The organism is Citrobacter sp. BIDMC107 (assembly GCF_001037575.1).
GTDB lineage: Bacteria > Pseudomonadota > Gammaproteobacteria > Enterobacterales > Enterobacteriaceae > Citrobacter > Citrobacter freundii.
The window spans coordinates 649,838-671,897 of the sequence record NZ_KQ089848.1; the positions used below are offsets into that span (position 1 = coordinate 649,838).

18 protein-coding genes are annotated in these 22,060 nt (G+C 52.1%); 9 read left to right on the plus strand and 9 right to left on the minus strand.

Going from position 1 to position 22,060, the window contains the following annotated elements; translation table 11 throughout:
• Positions 1-41: 41 nt before the first annotated feature.
• Positions 42-560 (plus strand): bifunctional 3-hydroxydecanoyl-ACP dehydratase/trans-2-decenoyl-ACP isomerase, encoded by a 519-nt coding sequence (gene fabA, locus SK39_RS03230; RefSeq protein WP_003035875.1) that lies wholly within the window; start codon positions 42-44, stop codon positions 558-560.
• A gap of 107 nt (positions 561-667) precedes the next feature.
• On the opposite strand, the gene rmf is transcribed toward fabA, so the two are convergent.
• The 6 genes from rmf to rlmKL form a co-directional block, all read right to left on the minus strand.
• On the minus strand, positions 668-835 hold the full coding sequence (gene rmf, locus SK39_RS25345; protein ID WP_003035871.1) for a ribosome modulation factor: 168 nt from the start codon (positions 833-835) through the stop codon (positions 668-670).
• 256 nt (positions 836-1,091) lie between these two features.
• On the minus strand, positions 1,092-1,655 hold the full coding sequence (gene pqiC, locus SK39_RS03235; protein ID WP_032936292.1) for a membrane integrity-associated transporter subunit PqiC: 564 nt from the start codon (positions 1,653-1,655) through the stop codon (positions 1,092-1,094).
• Positions 1,652-3,292: an intermembrane transport protein PqiB gene (pqiB, locus tag SK39_RS03240; RefSeq protein ID WP_003836843.1), complete on the minus strand. Its 1,641-nt coding sequence runs from the start codon at positions 3,290-3,292 to the stop codon at positions 1,652-1,654. The genes pqiC and pqiB overlap by 4 nt, the downstream gene beginning before the upstream one ends.
• A gap of 4 nt (positions 3,293-3,296) precedes the next feature.
• The gene (gene pqiA, locus SK39_RS03245; RefSeq protein WP_048216644.1) at positions 3,297-4,550 is read right to left on the minus strand and encodes a membrane integrity-associated transporter subunit PqiA; all 1,254 of its coding nucleotides are present in this window, start codon (positions 4,548-4,550) and stop codon (positions 3,297-3,299) included.
• 14 nt (positions 4,551-4,564) lie between these two features.
• Positions 4,565-6,472, minus strand: coding sequence for an ABC transporter ATP-binding protein (locus SK39_RS03250; protein WP_003836846.1), 1,908 nt, complete (start codon positions 6,470-6,472; stop codon positions 4,565-4,567).
• A gap of 12 nt (positions 6,473-6,484) precedes the next feature.
• Positions 6,485-8,593, minus strand: a complete 2,109-nt coding sequence (rlmKL, locus tag SK39_RS03255) for a bifunctional 23S rRNA (guanine(2069)-N(7))-methyltransferase RlmK/23S rRNA (guanine(2445)-N(2))-methyltransferase RlmL (protein WP_003035856.1) — start codon at positions 8,591-8,593, stop codon at positions 6,485-6,487.
• 98 nt (positions 8,594-8,691) lie between these two features.
• On the opposite strand from rlmKL, the gene SK39_RS03260 reads away from it, so the two are divergent.
• Positions 8,692-9,798, plus strand: coding sequence for a YcbX family protein (locus SK39_RS03260; protein ID WP_048216645.1), 1,107 nt, complete (start codon positions 8,692-8,694; stop codon positions 9,796-9,798).
• On the opposite strand, the gene zapC is transcribed toward SK39_RS03260, so the two are convergent.
• Entirely contained in the window at positions 9,795-10,337 is a 543-nt protein-coding gene (gene zapC / locus SK39_RS03265) for a cell division protein ZapC (protein ID WP_003035852.1), read from the minus strand. The two genes, SK39_RS03260 and zapC, sit on opposite strands and share 4 nt — an antisense overlap.
• A 165-nt stretch (positions 10,338-10,502) precedes the next feature.
• Positions 10,503-11,522 carry a quinone-dependent dihydroorotate dehydrogenase gene (pyrD, locus tag SK39_RS03270; protein WP_048216646.1) on the minus strand — a complete coding sequence of 340 codons (1,020 nt, stop codon included), beginning with the start codon at positions 11,520-11,522 and terminating at the stop codon, positions 10,503-10,505.
• 367 nt (positions 11,523-11,889) lie between these two features.
• Here pyrD and ssuE point away from each other — a divergent pair, with 367 nt between their 5' ends.
• From ssuE to ssuB, 5 genes are read left to right on the plus strand one after another with little or no spacing between them, the layout of a single operon-like run.
• Positions 11,890-12,465 (plus strand): NADPH-dependent FMN reductase, encoded by a 576-nt coding sequence (ssuE, locus tag SK39_RS03275; protein WP_048216647.1) that lies wholly within the window; start codon positions 11,890-11,892, stop codon positions 12,463-12,465.
• On the plus strand, positions 12,458-13,432 hold the full coding sequence (locus SK39_RS03280) for a sulfonate ABC transporter substrate-binding protein (RefSeq protein ID WP_048216648.1): 975 nt from the start codon (positions 12,458-12,460) through the stop codon (positions 13,430-13,432). The genes ssuE and SK39_RS03280 overlap by 8 nt, the downstream gene beginning before the upstream one ends.
• Positions 13,429-14,574 (plus strand): FMNH2-dependent alkanesulfonate monooxygenase, encoded by a 1,146-nt coding sequence (gene ssuD / locus SK39_RS03285; protein ID WP_048216649.1) that lies wholly within the window; start codon positions 13,429-13,431, stop codon positions 14,572-14,574. Before SK39_RS03280 ends, ssuD begins: the two co-directional genes overlap by 4 nt.
• Before the next feature lie 10 nt (positions 14,575-14,584).
• Positions 14,585-15,376, plus strand: a complete 792-nt coding sequence (gene ssuC, locus SK39_RS03290) for an aliphatic sulfonate ABC transporter permease SsuC (protein WP_032936308.1) — start codon at positions 14,585-14,587, stop codon at positions 15,374-15,376.
• The gene (gene ssuB / locus SK39_RS03295; protein ID WP_032936311.1) at positions 15,373-16,140 is read left to right on the plus strand and encodes an aliphatic sulfonates ABC transporter ATP-binding protein; all 768 of its coding nucleotides are present in this window, start codon (positions 15,373-15,375) and stop codon (positions 16,138-16,140) included. Before ssuC ends, ssuB begins: the two co-directional genes overlap by 4 nt.
• A 71-nt stretch (positions 16,141-16,211) precedes the next feature.
• On the opposite strand, the gene pepN is transcribed toward ssuB, so the two are convergent.
• Positions 16,212-18,824 carry an aminopeptidase N gene (gene pepN, locus SK39_RS03300; protein WP_032936314.1) on the minus strand — a complete coding sequence of 871 codons (2,613 nt, stop codon included), beginning with the start codon at positions 18,822-18,824 and terminating at the stop codon, positions 16,212-16,214.
• A gap of 266 nt (positions 18,825-19,090) precedes the next feature.
• Here pepN and pncB point away from each other — a divergent pair, with 266 nt between their 5' ends.
• Together pncB and asnS are read left to right on the plus strand one after the other, a co-directional pair.
• Positions 19,091-20,293: a nicotinate phosphoribosyltransferase gene (pncB, locus tag SK39_RS03305; protein WP_003836860.1), complete on the plus strand. Its 1,203-nt coding sequence runs from the start codon at positions 19,091-19,093 to the stop codon at positions 20,291-20,293.
• A gap of 167 nt (positions 20,294-20,460) precedes the next feature.
• The gene (gene asnS, locus SK39_RS03310; RefSeq protein WP_032936329.1) at positions 20,461-21,861 is read left to right on the plus strand and encodes an asparagine--tRNA ligase; all 1,401 of its coding nucleotides are present in this window, start codon (positions 20,461-20,463) and stop codon (positions 21,859-21,861) included.
• Positions 21,862-22,060 lie beyond the last annotated feature (199 nt).

A 22,060-nucleotide genomic window follows, 5' to 3' on the forward strand; every position in this document is an offset into this window, starting at 1 on the left:
GCTATCCTGCGTGCTTCAATAAAATAAGGCTTACAGAGAACATGGTAGATAAACGCGAATCCTATACGAAAGAAGACCTTCTTGCCTCTGGTCGCGGTGAACTGTTTGGCGCAAAAGGGCCACAACTGCCAGCACCAAGCATGCTGATGATGGACCGTGTCATCAAGATGACCGAAACCGGTGGCAACTTTGACAAAGGTTATGTTGAAGCTGAACTGGATATCAACCCAGACCTGTGGTTCTTCGGTTGTCACTTTATCGGCGATCCGGTGATGCCGGGCTGCCTGGGTCTCGACGCCATGTGGCAGCTGGTTGGATTCTATCTCGGCTGGCTGGGCGGCGAAGGTAAAGGCCGTGCGCTGGGCGTAGGTGAAGTTAAATTCACCGGCCAGGTTCTGCCGACTGCGAAGAAAGTCACTTACCGCATTCACTTCAAACGTATCGTTAACCGTCGCCTGATCATGGGCCTGGCTGATGGTGAAGTGCTGGTTGATGGTCGTCTGATCTACACCGCAAACGATCTGAAAGTGGGTCTGTTCCAGGACACTTCCGCGTTCTAATCCAGGACTGCGTAGCAGCCAGACATTAACGTTTCTCCGTTTTATCTGGTGTGCAAAAAGGCGAAACCTCCGCTCTGCGGAGGTTTCTTTTATCTAAAGAGACAGAATCAGGCCATTAAAACCCTATCCCCCATGGCTTCTCGCCAGCCTCCCAGCCAGTATGACCTCTGATTCAGCGTCTGATAGGGACACATTTCTTTTGAGCGTCCGGCAATGCCGGCCTGATATCCACGTTGATGTGCCCGTTCCAGGCGATCTCGTTTTTGTCTCTTCATGCCTCGTTTCCCTCATTTTTTGGTCTGGTGGAAAAGAAAACAGTGATTACTAAGTGTGCAATCACACTAAACGAATACCCCTAAACATTAGGCTCGTCAATGCGCAAAATTCACGCCAGTGTCATATTTGTGAGCTAGCCTCTAAATCATTTGTACAAAAATAGTCAGTCAGAACAGCTATCTCCACGGCTAAAAAAATAAAAAAAACCGCCCCGGGCGGTGAGCCAGGGGCGGCATAATTTACAATTATTTAAGCTTATGGGATGCGTTTCAGCTCTTGAGCAATAGCCGCCGCTTCCTGACTCCAGGCGTTAGCAAGAACCTTCACCATCTCATCGTAGCCGTCTTTAGTCTGTACAGCTTCGATGTGGAATGGACGTTTGATCAGTTGTCCCTGATGATTCAGCAACCATTCTCCACTCACGATAACCTTACCATCGTAACGACCGTGGAAGCCGGTTACGGTGACGTTCAGCGTGTCCTGAGTGCTTCCCAGCGGCTGCGAAGCAACAACCCAGCCAGGCAACTGCATGCTGAGGTTAGCAACCAGCGTATTGCGCAATTGCTGATCTAATGGGCTGGCCCAGAGATTATTATTGGCTATAACATATTGCACATCGCTGGTCTGGTAAACCACCCCATTACCGGCCAGATAATCAGGTACCGCAATCTGTTCAACCCACAGCAGACGGTTTCCCTGATTGGCGGAGCTCTGCACACCGCCTTGTGCGATAGGGAGCTGGTAATAGCTTTTATTCTCTCCGCTGGAGCTGCATGACGTCAACCAGACCGCCATCATCACCACTAGCCACTTTTTCATTGTTTCGCCCTCTTCGGCTCTGGATCTTTCTTGTCCTTCGCTTCAAATACCAGCGCATTACTCTTATCGTTCAGCGTTTTCAGTACCGGTTGCAGTTCACGTAGCACCTGATCAAGACGCTGCATATCTGCCACCATCTTGTTGTAGGCCGCAGAACCAGGCTGGAAGCCCTGCATGCTACGATTTAGTTCACGCAGCGTGTTCTGCATATCCGCCGGAAGATCCTGCATCGACTGGCTGGACGTGATCTTGTTCATGTTATCCAGCGTGGTTTGCAGATGCTTCATCGTGCGCTGGCTTTCCGACAGCGTATTGGTTGCCTGCTCAATCATCGGGTTCAACGGCAGATTATTTATCTTATCCAACGCTTCCATCAGACGCTGTTGGATCTGCGCCAGACCACCGCTCACGGTCGGAATAATTTGATAACCATTAAATTCACGCACACCAGTAATCGGCGGCTCTTTCGGGTAGAAGTCGAGATCGACATACAGCGCGCCGGTCACCAGGTTCCCGGTTTTGAGCGATGCCCGTAATCCGCGTTTAAGCAATTCCGCCAGATGAGCACCAACATCAGTATCTTCGCCCAGCTGCGCCTTCAGACGTTCTGGTTCGATGCGTACCAGCACCGGAATGCGGTAATCATTGTTGAATACCTGGCGCATATTCGGTGAGAAGAAAGGTACTTTACTCACCGTACCCAAGCGGATGCCACGGAATTCCAGCGGCGCACCAGGCTGCAGGCCACGAATCGAATCTTTAAAGAACATCAGATAATCGATATGATCGGTATACAGTGAATCCTGAATACTTTTTTGATCGTCATAAAGATTAAACGCTGACTGTTGTGCGACCGGCTCGCCCTGCTCTAAACCTTCTGGCACATCAAAACTTACACCACCGCCAAACAGCGTGGAGAGCGAACCCATTTCTACGCGCATACCTGCTGAGGTAAGATCTACGGCGATCCCGCTGTCTTTCCAGAAACGCACATTACTGGTCACCAGACGATCGTTAGGCGCATTAATGAAAAGCTGATAGCTGATCGTACGCTTTTGCGCATCAAATGTGCTGGTTTCAACCGAACCTACACGATAGCCGCGAAAAAGCACCGGATCGCCCGGACTCAACTGACCGGCTTTTTTGCTGTCCAGAATCACACGGATCCCTTTTGCATCTGGCGGGGCCAGCGGCGGTGAATCCAGCAGTTGGTAATTTTCCAGCTTACTGCCTTTATTGCCAGGCTGCAGTTCAATATAAGCCCCGGACAATAGCGTGCCGAGCCCACTTATACCTTCACGTCCAACCTGCGGCTTCACCACCCAAAAGACAGAATCTTTATGCAGCAGCTTTTCCATTCCGGAGTTAAGACGCGCTTTAATCTCCACATGGGTCAGATCATCCGTCAGGGTTGCGCTCTCAACGATGCCGACGTCCACACTGCGGCTCTTAATCGTCGTTTTGCCCCCTTCAATACCTTCGGCATTGGTGGTAATAAGCGTGACCTGTGGCCCCTGATGACTGTAGTGATAAAACAGAACCCACGCGCCAATGAGTGCAGTGACGATAGGAAATATCCACACGGGCGACCAGTTTTTTACCTTTTGCACTTTGGCTTCCCCACTTTTAGATTCCATGCTGTCAGGACTCCTCATGGCCTGGTTCTGGTTCACGATCCCACGACAGACGCGGATCAAATGTCAGCGCAGAAAACATTGTCATAATGACGACTAAAGCAAACATCAAAGCACCCATTGCAGGATAAATGTTCATTAACCCTCCCATGCGCACCAGCGCAGAGAGTACCGCAATCACAAAGACGTCGATCATTGACCAGCGACCGACAAATTCCACAACTTCATAAATCAGGTGCATACGTTCACTGTCGCGTTTGCCGTGCCCTTTGGCGTCCCAGCATAGCCAGGCAATGGCGATCATTTTCAACGTCGGCACCATAATACTGGCGATAAAGATAACCGCAGCCACCGGATACGAGCCTTCGCTCCAGATTAAAACCACCCCCTCAAGTATCGTTGACGGCAGCTTTGACCCGAGCAAATCGGTAATCATAATCGGCAGAATATTGGCAGGAAGATAAAGCATGATCGACGTAAACAGTAATGCCAACGTCCATTGCAGACTGTTTTTACGCCGCACATAGCCTTTCGTCTGACAGCGTGGGCACACCCGTTCATCAGCGGGAAGTATTGCAGTGCAGCAAGAGCAGGAACGCAGTCCCTGTCGAATACCAGGCACGCCAGGTTTTAAGGCCTGCTTTATGACAGGCATTGGCGCAATATCATCCCATAGCCAGCGACGGTCAACGCACTGAAATGCACGCAACTGTAAAACGCAAAAGAAGCACCACGGAATAAAGCTGCTGCCCACGCCGATATCGCCGTAGGCCATCAGCTTAACAAAGCTCACCAGCACGCCGGCGAGGAAGATTTCTGCCATTCCCCAGCTTTTTAACTGAAACAAAATGCGCGCCAGCCATGCTTTAAGCCGCTCGGGCATCTGAACCCGGTTTACCAGTAGCAGGATCGTCAGCAGGCAAAAGGCCGGAACCAGCTGAACGAATAAGATAAAGAAGGTGCCGAGACTGGCGTAATCTTCAGAAAAGAGCACGCTGGGAATTTGCAGCAACGTCACTTCACTACTCACCCCTGCGACGTTCATATTCACAAAGGGAAAGAGGTTTGACAGCAGCAGCATAAATAGTGCGGCTAAAACATAGGCAGTGGGACGCTGCCGGGGCGCGTCCCACTCAACGGTTAACGTAGTGCCACATCGTGGACATGCCGCTTTCTGACCATGCTCAAGGCGAGGTAACGCCACCAGCATGTCACACTGCGAGCACAAAATATGCTTCGCGGCATGGTGATGTTCGCACATAGGTGCTCCTTTAATTATGCGCCATTCTTCAAAGACTCAAGATACTCCCAGCGCTCAAAGGCTTGCTCAAGTTCTTGTTCCGCTTCGTTCAAATTAGCTAACACCTGTTGCGTTTGCTCGTGAGGCTGACTGAAAAACGCGGCGTCAGCAACCTGAGCCTGTAAGGCTTCCAGCTTAGCTTCCAGTTCTTCAAGCAACGCGGGGAGCTGCTCCAGTTCGCGCTGCAGTTTATAGCTTAGTTTGCTGGTGCCGCGTTTGACAATTTCTGCTTTAGGAGCGGCTGGCTCCTCTGTTTTTTTCGCAACTGGCTGCTTAAACGCCACATACTGCGATTGCTGACTGCGCGCATCATGATAACCGCCGACATAACGACCAATTTTACCGCCGCCTTCGAAGATCCAGCATTCGGTCACGGTATTATCGACAAACTGACGGTCGTGGCTCACCAGCAGCACGGTGCCCTGGTAGCTATCAATCAATTCTTCGAGCAGTTCCAGCGTTTCGACGTCAAGATCGTTAGTTGGTTCATCGAGAATCAACAGATTGCTGGGTTTCAGGAACAAACGCGCCAATAACAGGCGATTACGTTCCCCGCCAGAGAGCGCACGTACTGGCGTCATCGCACGTTTCGGATGGAACAGGAAGTCCTGCAGGTAACCCAACACATGGCGAGGTTTACCGTTAACCATCACCTCTTGCTTACCTTCAGCCAGGTTGTCCATCACGGTTTTATCGGGATCCAGTTCGGCGCGGTGCTGATCGAAATAGGCCACTTCCAGTTTGGTACCGACGTGAATGCGTCCGCTGTCAGCCTGAAGCTGACCTAACATCAACTTCAGCAGCGTTGTTTTGCCGCAGCCGTTAGGTCCGATTAGCGCGATCTTGTCGCTACGCTGCACCTGCGCGGAGAAATCTTTCACCAGCTGCTTTCCGTCAACCTGGTAATCCACATTCTCCATTTCGAAAACAATCTTGCCTGAACGGCTAGCCTCTTCGACTTGCATCTTCGCTGTGCCCATCACTTCGCGACGTTCGCCACGCTCGCGACGCATGGCTTTCAGTGCGCGCACGCGACCTTCGTTACGCGTACGACGCGCTTTGATACCCTGACGGATCCAGACTTCTTCCTGCGCCAACTTGCGGTCAAATTCCGCGTTTTGTAACTCTTCTACGCGCAACGCTTCTTCTTTATCCAGCAGATACTGATCGTAACTCCCCGGATAGGTCACCAGCTTGCCGCGGTCAAGATCGACAATACGCGTTGCCATATTGCGGATAAATGAACGGTCATGGGAAATGAAAATAATTGTCCCATTGAAGGTTTTCAGGAACCCTTCCAGCCAGTCGATGGTTTCAATATCCAGGTGGTTCGTCGGTTCATCCAACAGCAGCACGCGCGGGTTGCTCACTAACGCGCGGCCCAGCGCCGCCTTACGTAGCCAGCCGCCGGAAAGCGATGCCAGCTCCATGTCTGCTTCCAGGCCAAGCTGTTCCAGTACTTCATTAATACGGTTTTCCAGCTGCCACAGATTGTGGTGATCCAGCTGTTCCTGAACCTTCGCCAGTTCCTGGAGGTTTTTATCACTCGGATCGGCGATCACCAGATGCGAGATATCGTGATAACGCTTGAGGTAAACCGCCTGTTCTGCAATCCCTTCGGCGACAAAATCGTAGACGCTACCCTGCACGTTGCGCGGCGGATCCTGCTGCAGACGCGCCACAACCAGATCCTGCTCATAAATAATACGCCCATCGTCAAGACCCTGTTCACGGTTCAGGATCTTCATCAGCGTCGATTTGCCCGCGCCATTACGGCCAACCAGACAGACCCGCTCGTTATCTTCGATATGCAGTTCAGCATTATCAAGAAGCGGCGCATCGCTGAACGACAGCCATGCACCATGCATACTGATTAATGACATTTAATTTTCCTTTCAGGCTGCGGTAATCAGCCAGCAATTGTGGATCTGACGGTTACGGGCAAAGTCCTGGGAAAGCGTTTTTTGGGTGATTTCTTGTGCTTTCAATCCCAGTTCAGCCAAACCGTCGAGATCCATACGGAACCCACGTTTGTTGTTGGAGAACATGATCGTGCCGTCTTTACGCAGCAGACGTTTCAGATCTTTCATCAGCGCCAGATGATCGCGCTGCACATCAAACGAGTCTTCCATACGTTTTGAGTTAGAGAACGTCGGTGGATCGATGAAAATCAGATCAAACTGTTCATTGGCATCACGCAACCAGCCCAGGCAATCGGCCTGAATTAAACGGTGAGCGCGACCGCTCAGGCCGTTCAGACGCAGGTTGCGTTCCGCCCATTCCAGATAGGTACGCGACATATCAACCGTCGTGGTGCTACGCGCACCGCCCAATCCTGCATGTACGCTGGCGCTGCCGGTGTAGGAGAACAGGTTAAGGAAGTCCTTACCTTTACTCATCTGCCCCAGCATACGGCGCGCAATACGGTGATCGAGGAATAAACCCGTATCAAGGTAGTCAGTCAGGTTCACCCACAGGCGCGCGTTGTACTCGCTTACCTCAATGAATTCACCCTTCTCATTCATCTTCTGATACTGATTCTTGCCTTTCTGGCGTTCACGGGTTTTCAGCACCAGTTTATTGGGCGCGATTTCCAGTACTGACAGCGTTGCGGCAATAATGTCAAACAGGCGTTGACGCGCTTTTTGTGCATCAACTGTCTTCGGTGGAGCATATTCCTGAACCACGACCCACTCACCGTAACGATCCACAGCAACGTTGTATTCCGGCAGGTCAGCGTCATACAGGCGATAACATTCAATGCCTTCCTGACGCGCCCATTTTTCCAGTTTCTTGATGTTCTTGCGCAGGCGGTTAGCATAATCTTCCGCGACCGTGGCAGGCTTGCTGTCCGCGGTGGTCTCTGCAACGTGATAGTTTTTCTGCACACAATCCAGCGGGCCGTTTTTCGCCTTGAACTGCTTGTCGGCACGTAATTGCAGGCTGCTGAGCAGATCCGGAGAGGCGCTGAACAGCGACAAATTCCAGCCGCCAAACTGGTTTTTCATCGTACGGCCCAGCAGGCTGTGCAGGGCAATCAGCGCCGGTTCGCTATCCAGACGTTCGCCGTAAGGCGGGTTACTGATAACTGTCCCATACGGTCCTTTCGGCAACGGATTGCTCAGTTTGGCGACATCTTTAACGTCAAACGTCATCAGATCGGCGATACCGGCGCGGCGAGCGTTACTGCGCGCTTTTTCAATCACTCGCGCATCGCTGTCGGATCCATAAAAATGCGAGGTATAGTCAGCCAGTCCCTTACGCGCACGCACCTGCGCTTCGGCTTTAACTTCTTGCCAGACGGCTTCGTCGTGCTGCGCCCAACCGCTGAAGCCCCAGTACCCGCGGTGCAGACCCGGCGCGCGATCGGTTGCCCACATCGCCGCTTCAATCAGCAGTGTGCCGGAACCACACATCGGATCGAGTAACGGGGTTCCCGGTTGCCAGCCAGAACGCATAACAATAGCGGCGGCCAGCGTTTCTTTAATCGGTGCCTGACCCGCGCGATCGCGATAGCCACGCTGGTGCAAACCATCACCGCTCAGATCGAGCGCAATGCTGGCGGTATCTTTATTCAACCAGACGTTGATGCGCAGATCCGGAGATTCACGATCCACATTCGGACGCGGCATATTTTTACGGGTAAATGCATCGACAATCGCATCCTTGACCTTTAGCGCGCCGTACTGGCTGTTACGAATGGTTTCGTTCAGGCCGCTAAAATGAACGGCAAACGTAGCACCAGGGTTAAATATCTCTGTCCAGTCGATTGCCTGAACGCCGAGGTACAGATCAAGATCGCTGTAGACCTTGCACTCTCCCATCGGCAGGATAATGCGCGAGGCCAGGCGACTCCACATCAGGCTCTGGTAAACAAGCCGCGTGTCGCCCTTAAAATGGACCCCACCCTGAACGACCTGACACTCCAGCGCGCCGAGGTTTTCCAGTTCAGTTTTTAACAGCTCTTCCAGCCCGCGGGCCGTACTGGCAAACAGAGAATTCATAATGTCACTTTTACTCCGAGAAAATTGCTGCGCATTATAGCTAATATGGGCTGTATGTCATAAAGTTGAAGGCTTATTTTCATTCGAGGGGCTGTACAGTGGTCACGTTAACCCGACTTTTTATTCATCCGGTTAAATCAATGCGCGGCATTGGGCTTACGCATGCCCTGGCAGATATTAGCGGTCTCGCCTTTGATCGCATATTTATGATCACTGAACCTGACGGAACGTTCATAACCGCCCGCCAGTTCCCACAAATGGTCCGTTTTACGCCTTCCCCATTCCACGATGGGCTGCATCTTACGGCTCCAGACGGCAGCAGTGCGCTCGTACGATTTGCCGACTTCGCCACCCAGGATGCGCCAACTGAAGTATGGGGAAATCATTTTACCGCGCGCATTGCGCCAGTGGCTATTAACCAGTGGCTTAGCAGTTTTTTCTCCCGTGACGTGCAGCTACGCTGGGTCGGTCCGCAGCTGACGCGCCGTGTAAAACGACATGTTGATGTTCCTTTATCCTTCGCTGATGGTTATCCCTATCTGCTGGCCAACGAAGCATCCCTGCGCGATGTGCAACAGCGCTGTCCGGCAAGCGTCAAAATGGAACAGTTCCGCCCCAATCTGGTGGTTTCGGGAGCTGGCGCCTGGGAAGAAGATACCTGGAAAGTGATTCGTATTGGCGACGTCATTTTTGATGTTGCAAAACCCTGTAGCCGCTGTATTTTCACTACCGTTAGCCCGGAAAAAGGCCAGAAACATCCATCCGGCGAACCGCTCGCAACACTGCAAACCTTCCGTACTGCGGTAGATAATGGCGATGTCGATTTCGGCCAGAATCTTATCGCACGCAACAGTGGCGTTATTCGCGTCGGCGATGAGGTAGAGATTTTGGCAACCGGCCCCGCCAGGGCGTACGGCGCAGCGGAATTAGACGACACTGCACCCGAACAACAACCTGATGCCACGGTGCTTATTGACTGGCAGGGACAGACCTTTCGCGGAAATAATCAGCAGGTATTGCTTGAGCAGCTGGAAAACCAGGGTATCCGGGTTCCCTATTCATGCCGGGCAGGCATTTGCGGATGCTGTCGAATTCGACTGGTAGATGGCGAAGTTAGCCCGTTGAAGAAATCAGCGATAGGGGACGACGGAACGATTCTGTGCTGCAGCTGTATTCCCAAAACGGCAATCAGGCTGGAGAGCTAAACCGCCTGCTCAAGGCTGAAACTGTCAACTACTGCTTGCGGTTTCAGTCTGTCATTCATTATTTTAATCGCATCGCCAAGCTGCATCGTGCGCCCGGCGATAACCACACCAGGTTGCGCAAGCAGACAAAGCGCGGCGTTTTCACCCGGCTCAACCACTAACAGGTTTACCTGTTCATCGGTATCGCTTAAATCAACACAGGCAGCGTCACCCACGACCGGCGACCAGTTAATACCGTGCGCAACAAAGTGCCAGCTTTTCGGCATTTGCGGTTTGAGATAACGAATCGCCACCAGCGCATTGAGCACCAGTTCCGCTTTTTGTTCTTTGGCTAAATCCAGGTAGCGACATTTTTCTTCAAAGGAAAAATAAAGCGCGGCGTCATCAACACAAAAACCTGACGGAGAAAATGCATCAGGAGTGAGCATTTTACGAGCAAAACGCGAGCGGAATAACATGCCATTGGCTAAATCGAGCATCATACGATCATGCTCTTCATCATAATACCAGCGCCAGTTATCGTCGGGTTTAATTCGCATCAGTTTCTCTCCTTTCCTTAATCATCACCGTTACGACAGTATCCTTTTGCCGCTTCGTTTATTGCCCTAATAATAAAAGCTCAGAATGTTTAAATAAGCAACAGTAAAGGAATATAAAACAACCAGGGCTAGAAATAAAGCCCTGGTTTGTGATTAAGGTAGCATTCAGATATTGCTGACGATTTCTTTTATCAACGGCGGACCTTTAAAAATAAAGCCCGAATAAATCTGTACGAGGGTTGCACCAGCAGCTATTTTCTCACGTGCAGCAATCACCGAGTCGATACCACCAACACCAATAATCGGCAGTTGGCCTTTTAATTCCTGAGACAACTGGCGAATAATTTCTGTACTTTTTAATTGTAACGGTCGACCGCTCAGGCCACCCATTTGATCGCAATTTTTCATTCCTTGAACGAGAGAACGATCGAGCGTGGTGTTAGTCGCAATTACGCCATCAATATTATGACGAACTAAACTGTCAGCAACCTGGATCAGTTCTTCCACAGAAAGATCCGGCGCGATCTTTACCGCCACTGGAACATATTTATGGTGGATCGTTTGCAGATCATTTTGCTTATTTTTAATTGCCGTCAGGAGATCGTCTAGCGCCTCGCCGTATTGCAGCGTACGTAATCCCGGCGTATTCGGTGAAGAGATATTAATAGCGATATAACCCGCATAAGCATAGACTTTTTCCATACAAATCAGATAGTCATCTTTGCCGTTCTCTACTGGGGTATCTTTATTCTTACCAATATTAATCCCCAGAATACCGTCAAAATGCGATTTTTTAACATTCTCAACCAGGTTATCAACCCCGTGGTTATTAAACCCCATACGGTTGATCAAACCTTCTGCATCGACCAGACGGAACAGACGCGGTTTATCGTTACCCGGCTGAGGGCGTGGCGTCACGGTACCAATCTCAATGGAACCAAATCCCATCGCGCCGAGCGCATCAATGCACTCCCCGTCTTTATCCAGTCCGGCAGCAAGCCCGAGCGGATTTTTAAACGTCAACCCCATACAGGTAACCGGTTTTGCCGGTACTTTCTGGCGCACAAGCGCTTCAAGCGCTTCAAGCGGTGTGCCGGTAATGCGACGTAATTGCTGGAATGTCAATTCATGAGCGCGCTCTGGATCGAGCTGAAAAAGGGCTTTACGAACGAAGGGGTAGTACATGAACTCTCCTGGATTCCCGGTGTGCAAACCGGGGGCGTATTATGTGCGATCGCGAGTAAAAAGGGAATTGACCTGCGGCAATAAATAGCAATCGTTTTCCTCGCCCCTGCTTTTTACACCCTAAATAATTCGAGTTGCAGGAAGGCGGCGACGCAGCAAATCCCCAGGAACGTACACCAGTACGTGACTGGGGTGAGCGAGGAAAGCCAACGCACATGCAACTTGAAGTATGACAGGTATATTTATTTTTCGACTTTTCTATCCCGTATAAATCATTTCGATAAACAAAATCTCTCTGCCAGACTGCATAAATTGTTATCAATGTTAAGCAAAAGCAAACAATTAGTTATAAGGGGAGATTAAAATTATGCGCGTCATTACTCTGGCGGGAAGCCCACGCTTTCCCTCTCGCTCCAGCGCGTTACTGGAATATGCTCGAGAAAAACTAAACGGTCAGGATGTGGAAGTTTTTCACTGGAATCTGCACAACTTTGCCCCAGAAGACCTGATCTATGCCCGTTTCGACAGTCCGGCGCTGAAGACATTTAGCGAACAATTGCAGGATGCAGACGGGCTGATTGTCGCCACGCCGGTCTACAAAGCCGCTTACTCTGGCGCCCTGAAAACCCTGCTCGATCTGCTCCCCGAGCGAGCGCTGGAAGGGAAAGTAGTTTTGCCGTTGGCTACCGGCGGCAGCGTGGCGCATTTGCTTGCCGTCGATTACGCGCTGAAACCGGTACTGAGCGTATTAAAGGCCCAGGAGATCCTGCACGGTGTGTTTGCCGATGATTCGCAGGTAATTGATTATCAACATAAACCTCAGTTTACGCCCAACCTTCAGCAGCGTCTGGACAGTGCGCTCGATACCTTCTGGCTGGCGTTGCATCGTCGCGATGTCCAACTTCCTCAACTGAACACCCTGCGAGGTGCCGCCCATGCTTGATCTTCTCAAGCGTCACACGTCATGGCTGGCACTGAGTGGGTTGTTGTCGCTATCAACTCTGGGGCATGCCGCAGAATCGGCCCCCGATGCCTTGCGTATTGGTTACCAGAAAGGAAGCGTCAGTATGGTACTGGCCAAAAGCCATCAGCTACTGGAGAAACGCTATCCGCAGACTAAAATCTCGTGGATTGAATTCCCGGCTGGGCCGCAAATGCTGGAAGCGCTCAACATCGGCAGTATCGATCTCGGCAGCACCGGTGATATTCCGCCAATTTTCGCCCAGGCTGCCGGAGCCGATCTGGTTTACGTGGGCGTCGAGCCGCCCAAGCCGAAAGCCGAAGTGATTCTGGTGCCGAAAAATAGCCCGATCCAGAGCGTCGCGCAGCTTAAAGGACATAAAGTCGCTTTCCAGAAAGGTTCCAGCGCCCACAATTTACTACTCCGGGCGCTGCAACAGGCTGGACTGAAATTCACCGATATTCAACCGACCTATCTGACTCCCGCCGACGCGCGAGCAGCCTTTCAGCAAGGAAACGTTGATGCATGGGCTATCTGGGACCCCTATTATTCCGCCGCGTTACTGCAAGGTGATGTACGCGTGCTAAAAGACGGCTCAGACCTCAAGCAAACCGGTTCGTTTTATCTCGCCGCCCGTCCCTATGCCGAGAAAAATGGCGCATTTGTTATTGGCGTACTGGATACCTTTAGCCAGGCCGATGCGTTAACCCTCAGCCAGCGCCAGCAAAGTATTACCCTGCTGGCCAAAACCATGGGACTATCAGAACCGGTGATTGCGTCTTATCTGGATCACCGTCCGCCAACCACCATTGTGCCAGTCAACGCCTCTGTTGCAGCCCTGCAACAACAAACCGCCGATCTGTTTTATGACAACCGTCTGGTGCCGAAAAAAATCGATATTCGCCAGCGTATCTGGCAACCCACTCAGCAGGCAGGAGAAAAATTATGAGTCTGAACATGTTTTGGTTTTTACCCACCCATGGTGACGGTCATTATCTTGGAACGGAAGAGGGTTCGCGCCCTGTCGATCACGGTTATCTGCAACAAATCGCGCAAACGGCCGATCGTCTTGGGTTTACCGGCGTTCTGATCCCAACTGGTCGCTCTTGCGAAGATGCCTGGCTGGTCGCCGCCTCGATGATCCCGGTCACCCAGCGATTAAAGTTTCTGGTCGCGCTGCGTCCAAGCGTTACCTCGCCAACGGTTGCCGCACGTCAGGCTGCAACGCTCGACAGACTCTCAAATGGCCGGGCGTTATTTAACCTGGTGACCGGCAGCGATCCACAGGAACTGGCAGGCGACGGCGTGTTCCTCGATCACACCGAGCGCTATGAAGCCTCTGCTGAATTTACTCAGGTCTGGCGGCGCTTGCTGCAAGGTGAAACGGTGGATTTCAACGGCAAACATATTCACGTCCGCGGCGCGAAGCTGTTTTTCCCTCCCGTACAACAACCCCGACCACCGCTTTATTTCGGCGGCTCGTCTGATGTCGCACAAGATCTTGCTGCAGAACAGGTTGATCTCTACCTGACCTGGGGCGAGCCGCCCGAACAGGTGAAAGCGAAGATTGAACAGGTGCGGGCCAAAGCAGCGGCGCTCGGGCGCAAGATTCGCTTCGGTATTCGTCTGCATGTGATCGTACGAGAGACAACGCACGAGGCATGGCAGGCAGCGGATCGTCTGATAGCCCATCTGGATGACGACACCATCGCCAAAGCCCAGGCCGCCTTCTCAAAAACGGATTCGGTTGGTCAGCATCGAATGGCTGCACTGCACAACGGTAAACGCGACAAACTGGAAATTAGCCCGAACCTGTGGGCAGGGGTAGGACTGGTACGCGGTGGCGCAGGGACCGCACTGGTTGGAGACGGTCCTACGGTCGCAGCACGTATTAACGAGTATGCCGCGCTGGGCATCGACAGCTTTGTGCTGTCCGGCTATCCGCATCTGGAAGAAGCGTACAAGGTTGGTGAGCTGCTGTTCCCGCATCTGGATGTCGCGATACCAGAAATTCCGCAACCGCAGCGCCTGCAACAGCAAGGAGAAGCGATTGCAAACGAATTCATCCCGCGCAAAGTCGCACAAAGCTAAGGAGCGGCTAATGGCAACGACGAAAAACATATGGTTATTGCGCCTCGCGCCCTGGTTTTTACCGGTAGGTCTGGTGGCGCTCTGGCAGCTCGCATCATCAATGGGCTGGCTGTCCAACCGCATACTACCCTCTCCGGAGGGTGTTATCGAAGCCTTCTGGACGCTTTCCGCCAGCGGCGAGCTTTGGCAGCATCTGGCCATCAGTTCCTGGCGCGCGCTGATCGGATTCTCCATCGGTGGATCGATTGGCCTGACGCTGGGACTGATCAGCGGTCTTTCGCGTTGGGGAGAACGCTTGCTGGATACCTCGGTGCAGATGCTGCGTAACGTACCGCATCTGGCGCTGATCCCGCTGGTGATTTTGTGGTTCGGCATTGATGAATCCGCCAAGATCTTTCTCGTTGCGTTAGGCACGCTGTTCCCGATTTACATCAACACCTGGCATGGGATCCGTAATATCGATCGTGGGCTGGTAGAAATGGCGCGTAGCTATGGGTTGTCCGGCTTTTCACTGTTTGTTCATGTCATCCTCCCTGGCGCCCTGCCCTCAATTATGGTCGGCGTGCGTTTCGCTCTCGGGCTGATGTGGCTGACGCTTATCGTCGCAGAAACCATTTCAGCCAATGCCGGTATTGGCTACCTGGCGATGAACGCCCGCGAATTTCTGCAAACCGATGTGGTCGTGGTGGCCATTATTCTCTACGCCTTACTCGGCAAACTTGCCGACGTCAGCGCCCAATTGCTGGAGCGAGTCTGGCTGCGCTGGCACCCGGCTTACCATATAAAGGAGGCTACCGTATGAATACCGCTCGCTTGAACCAGGGTACGCCGCTGTTGCTGAGCGCCGTGACAAAACAATACGCCGCCAATACGGTGCTCAATCAGTTAGATTTGCATATACAGGCCGGGCAGTTCGTTGCCGTGGTTGGCCGCAGCGGTGGTGGTAAAAGCACGTTGCTGCGTCTGCTGGCAGGGTTGGAGTCGCCCACCTCAGGCGCATTACTTGCCGGAACCACCCCACTGGCGGAAATTCAGGATGATACGCGTATGATGTTTCAGGATGCGCGTTTGCTGCCATGGAAGACGGTTATCGATAACGTCGGTCTGGGTCTGAAAGGTCACTGGCACAATGCGGCCCGAGATGCGCTGGCCGCCGTTGGACTGGAGAATCGTGCTCAGGAGTGGCCCGCAGCGCTTTCTGGCGGACAAAAACAGCGCGTGGCCCTGGCCCGGGCATTAATTCATCGCCCTGGTCTGCTGCTGCTGGATGAACCCCTCGGCGCACTGGATGCCTTAACCCGCCTTGAAATGCAGGAGCTGATCGTCTCTTTATGGCAAGAGCACGGCTTTACCGTACTGTTGGTCACCCATGACGTCAGCGAAGCGGTAGCAATGGCCGATCGCGTTTTGCTGATTGAAGACGGAAAAATCGGGCTGGATTTAACGGTGGATATTGCACGACCTCGCCGGATTGGTTCCGTGCGTCTGACAGAACTGGAAGCCGAGGTGTTGAACCGGGTGATGCAGCGCAGCGACAATGAAGTTCAGCTACGCAAGCAAGGTTAAAAATGCCGGATGGCGCTACCGCTTATCCGGCCTACGCGTGAATGGTAGGCCGGACCCATCCGGCAATATTATCAGGCTAACGCTTTAGAGATCTTTTCGAACAGATCGCCGGAGAGATTCTCCAGACCTTTCAGCTGTTCCAGCGCCGCACGCATCTTCGCCTGACGTTTTGCATCATAACGTTTTAAGCGAATCAGCGGCTCAATCAGGCGTGACGCCACCTGCGGGTTACGGCTGTTGAGCTCAGTCAGCATGTCAACCAGGAACTGATAACCGCTACCATCTTCCGCATGGAATGCTGCCGGGTTGCTGCCCGCGAAGGCACCGATCAGCGAACGGATGCGGTTTGGGTTACTCATGCTAAAAGAGCGATGCTTCAACAGGCCGCGTACCGTTTCCAGCACGTTTCTAGCCGGGCTGGTGGATTGCAGGATAAACCATTTATCCATCACCAGACCGTCATGGTGCCACTTATTGTCATACTCCTGCATCAACGCGTCACGACAAGGAAGCTGCGCAGCGACTGCCGCGGATATCGCCGCCAGCGCATCGGTCATATTGTTCGCTTCACGGTACTGCTTGCTTACCAGCGTGTCAGCCAGATGGGTTTCGCCAAAAGCCAGGAATCGCAGGCAGGCGTTACGCAGCGTACGCTTGCCAATATCGGCATGCTCAACGCGGTACTCATCAAGATGATTAGCGTTATAGATGGCGAGGAATTCATCCGCCAGCTCGGCCGCCAGCGTGCGGGTTAACGCTTCGCGAACTTCGGTTATCGCCACCGGATCAATGATGTCGAACAGTTCGGCAATTTCATTTACTGAAGGCAGCGTCAGGATCTCTGCCGCCAGCGCCGGATCGATTTTCTCATCCAGCAAAACTGCGCGGAATGCATCGGCCACGTGTACCGGCAGCGACAGCGGCTGTCCCTGCTGATGGCGGGCAACGTTGAGCTTAATGTAGGTCGCCAGCAGGCTTTGCGCCGCGTCCCAACGAGAGAAATCATTACGCGCGTGACGCATCAGGAAGGTCAGTTGCTGATCGCTCCATTTATATTCCAGTTTTACCGGCGCGGAGAATTCGCACAGCAGCGCCGGAACCGGCTGGAAGTAGACGTTATCAAAGACAAACGTCTGCTCTGCCTGGGTGACGTTGAGTACGGAATTCACCGGGTGCCCGCCTTTTTGTAGCGGGATCACTTTCCCTTCGTTGTCATACAACTCGAGAGCGAATGGAATATGCAGCGGTTGTTTTTCAGCCTGATCCGGCGTGGCCGGCGTGCGCTGGCTAATGGTCAGCGTGTACTGTTCAGTTGATGGGTTATAGTCATCACGCACGGTCAGAATCGGCGTACCGGACTGACTGTACCAGCGGCGGAAATGGGAGAGATCAACGTTAGACGCATCTTCCATCGCCTGCACAAAATCATCACAGGTTGCAGCGCTACCGTCGTGACGCTCAAAGTACAGCTGCATCCCTTTCTGGAAGTTAGCCTCACCCAGCAGGGTGTGGATCATACGAATCACTTCCGCACCCTTCTCGTACACGGTCAGGGTATAGAAGTTGTTCATTTCGATGACCATATCCGGGCGGATAGGATGCGCCATCGGGCTGGCGTCCTCAGCAAACTGCAGACCGCGCATGGTACGCACATTGCTGATGCGGTTTACCGCACGTGAGCCGAGATCGGAACTGAACTCCTGATCGCGGAACACAGTTAAACCCTCTTTCAGGCTCAACTGGAACCAGTCGCGACAGGTCACGCGGTTGCCGGTCCAGTTATGGAAATATTCGTGACCGATGACGCGCTCAATATCGAGGTAATCTTTGTCGGTGGCGGTATCGGTACGCGCCAGCACGTATTTGGAGTTAAAGATGTTCAGACCTTTATTCTCCATCGCGCCCATGTTGAAGAAATCCACAGCGACAATCATATAGATGTCGAGGTCATACTCGAGGCCAAAGCGCTCTTCATCCCATTTCATGGAGTTTTTCAGCGAGGTCATCGCCCATGGCGCGCGGTCCAGGTTACCGCGATCGACGTACAGTTCCAGTGCCACTTCACGCCCTGAGCGGGTAGTAAAAGTATCGCGCAGGACGTCAAAATCACCGGCCACCAGCGCAAATAAATAGCACGGTTTCGGGAATGGATCCTGCCACTGAACCCAGTGGCGACCATTTTCCAGTTCACCCTGCGCCACGCGGTTACCGTTGGAGAGCAGGAACGGATATTGCGTTTTATCGGCGATTATTTTGGTAGTAAAACGCGCCAGCACGTCCGGGCGATCAAGATACCAGGTAATATGGCGGAAACCTTCTGCTTCGCACTGGGTACACAGCGCATCGCCTGACTTGTACAGCCCTTCCAGCGCGGTATTCGCCGCTGGGCTAATTTCATTCACGATACGCAGCGTAAAACGTTCCGGCAGTTGATTGATGACCAGAGCGCCCTCTTCTTCTCTATACTCTGTCCACAGCTCGTCGTTTACGTGGATCGACACCAGGGTCAGATCTTCGCCATTCAGGCGCAGGGGCGCGTCGGACGCGCCATGACGGACAACCTGGCTCACTGCGGTGACCACGGTTTTTTCAGCATCCAGGTCAAAGGTCAAATCAATATCAGTAATCTGGTAATCCGGCGCACGATAGTCGTGACGGTATTTGGCTTGTGGCTGTTGTGTCATAAAAAAACCTTTAGCATCTTTAATAGAGTCTCGGCTTCAGTCTATTCCTGTTGCGTAAATCGCGCTACGCAGAATGTTCATCTTTTCAGGCACAAACACCCTTTTTGCTACATTTTTATAACACGTGGCACGAATTGCCCTCGACCAGAAAGAGAGCTTATGGTGTGATCGGGGTTCAATAAATCGCTAAACAGGGTATACTCCAGCGGTTTTCTTAGTTGTTTATTGTACTAAACGCTCCCGTGAGAGGATGCTACTGCGCACCTATGACACAATTCGCTTCTCCTGTTCTGCACTCGCTGCTGGATACAGACGCTTATAAGTTGCATATGCAGCAAGCCGTTTTTCACCACTACTATGACGTACAAGTAGCGGCTGAATTTCGTTGCCGTGGCGATGACCTGCTCGGTATTTATGCCGATTCTATTCGTGAGCAGGTGAATGCTATGCAGCACCTGCGACTGCAGGAGGATGAGTACCAGTGGCTCTCCGGCCTGCCTTTCTTTAAAGCTGATTACCTCACCTGGTTACGTGATTTCCGCTATAACCCGGAACAGGTTTGCGTCACCAATGATAACGGTAAGCTAAACATCCGCTTAACCGGTCCGTGGCGTGAAGTGATCATGTGGGAAGTCCCGCTGTTAGCGGTGATTAGCGAACTGGTACACCGTTACCGCTCACCTGAATCAGGCGTCCCGCAGGCACTCGATGAGCTGGAAAGCAAACTAGTAGAATTCTCTGCTTTAACAAAAGATGTCGATATGTCCCGCTTCCATTTGATGGATTTCGGTACGCGTCGTCGTTTTTCGCGCGAAGTACAGCAGGCTATCGTTAAACGCCTGCAGCAAGAGCCCTGGTTTGTCGGCACCAGTAACTACGATCTGGCCCGCCGCCTGTCATTAACCCCAATGGGTACGCAGGCGCATGAGTGGTTCCAGGCTCATCAGCAAATCAGTCCTGAACTTGCCACCAGCCAACGTGTAGCCCTGGCCGCCTGGTTAAATGAGTATCCTGATCAACTCGGCATTGCATTGACCGATTGCATCACCATGGACGCATTTTTACGCGACTTTGGCGTTGAGTTTGCGACCCGCTACCAGGGATTACGCCATGACTCAGGCGATCCGGTGGAATGGGGTGAAAAAGCCATCGCCCATTATGAAAAACTGGGTATTGATCCGCTGAGCAAAACGTTGGTCTTTTCAGATAACCTCGATCTGAAAAAAGCGATTGAACTCTACCGCCACTTCTCTTCCCGCGTACAGTTGAGTTTTGGTATTGGGACACGGCTAACATGCGACATTCCACAGGTTAAGCCGCTTAATATCGTAATTAAGCTGGTGGAATGTAACGGCAAACCAGTGGCGAAGTTATCTGACAGCCCGGGTAAAACCATCTGCCACGATAAAGCATTTGTTCGTGCACTGCGCAAAGCCTTCGATCTCCCGCATATTAAAAAAGCCAGTTAATCCTTCCAGGGAGCCATTTTGGCTCCCTTATTCGCGTTTATTTCCGAAATCTTTCACTCCAGCTACGAATTCTGCTTGTCTGATTGCAGATGCCAGGTAACATAGGTATCCCCCCCATTATGGGTGGACATGTGTTTATATATCCGACTATTAACAGAGAGAATATTATGAGCGTTGTGCCTGTAGCCGACGTACTCCAGGGCCGCGTAGCCGTTGACAGCGAAGTCACCGTGCGCGGATGGGTGCGTACCCGCCGAGATTCAAAAGCTGGCATCTCCTTCCTCGCCGTTTATGACGGTTCCTGCTTTGATCCTGTACAGGCCGTCATCAATAATTCTCTGCCCAATTACAATCAGGACGTACTGCACCTGACGACGGGTTGTTCAGTTATCGTAACGGGTAAAGTCGTTGCATCACCTGGACAAGGACAGAGCTTTGAAATTCAGGCCACTGAAGTTGAAGTCGCGGGCTGGGTTGAAGATCCTGATACCTACCCAATGGCGGCTAAGCGTCACAGCATCGAGTATCTGCGTGAAGTGGCGCATATGCGTCCGCGCACCAATATGATTGGTGCGGTAGCGCGCGTACGTCATACGCTGGCGCAAGCGCTGCATCGCTTCTTCCACGAGCAGGGTTTCTTTTGGGTATCGACTCCGCTGATCACCGCTTCCGATACGGAAGGTGCCGGTGAAATGTTCCGTGTTTCTACACTGGATCTGGAAAACCTGCCGCGTAACGATCAGGGTAAAGTCGATTTCGACAAAGACTTCTTTGGTAAGGAAGCGTTCCTGACCGTTTCCGGTCAGTTGAACGGTGAAACCTACGCCTGCGCTCTGTCCAAAATTTATACCTTTGGCCCGACGTTCCGTGCAGAAAACTCTAACACCAGTCGTCACCTGGCAGAGTTCTGGATGCTGGAACCAGAAGTGGCGTTCGCTGACCTGAACGATGTTGCAGGCCTGGCTGAAGCGATGCTGAAATACGCGTTCAAAGCCGTACTGGCAGAGCGTGCGGATGATATGAAATTCTTCGCTGAACGTGTCGACAAGGACGCGATTTCACGCCTGGAACGTTTCATTGACGCTGACTTCGCGCAGGTGGATTACACCGACGCGGTAAGCATTCTGGAAAAATGCGGAAAACAGTTTGAAAACCCGGTTTACTGGGGTGTGGATCTGTCTTCCGAGCATGAACGTTATCTTGCTGAAGAGCACTTTAAAGCGCCGGTGGTGGTGAAAAACTACCCGAAAGATATCAAAGCGTTTTATATGCGCCTTAACGAAGACGGTAAAACCGTTGCTGCAATGGACGTTCTGGCTCCAGGAATCGGCGAAATCATCGGTGGTTCTCAGCGTGAAGAGCGTCTGGACGTGCTGGATGCCCGTATGCTGGAAATGGGTCTGAACAAAGAGGATTACTGGTGGTATCGCGACCTGCGTCGCTACGGTACCGTTCCGCATTCCGGCTTCGGATTGGGCTTCGAGCGTCTGATCGCTTACGTCACCGGCGTGCAAAACGTCCGTGATGTTATTCCGTTCCCGCGTACTCCGCGTAACGCCACCTTCTAAACGTGCGTTATTGTTTCAAAGGCCAGCATTGCTGGCCTTTTTTATACCCTTTTCATGTTATCTGGATACCCACCTCACGTTAAACACAACCATTCAATCCCCTCCACCTGTTACGTAATATTTCATCGCAATACATTTGCACAAAAAATAACCAGTAATTTTATTGTGGATTAGCATTTTCTGATTAAATAGTACATTT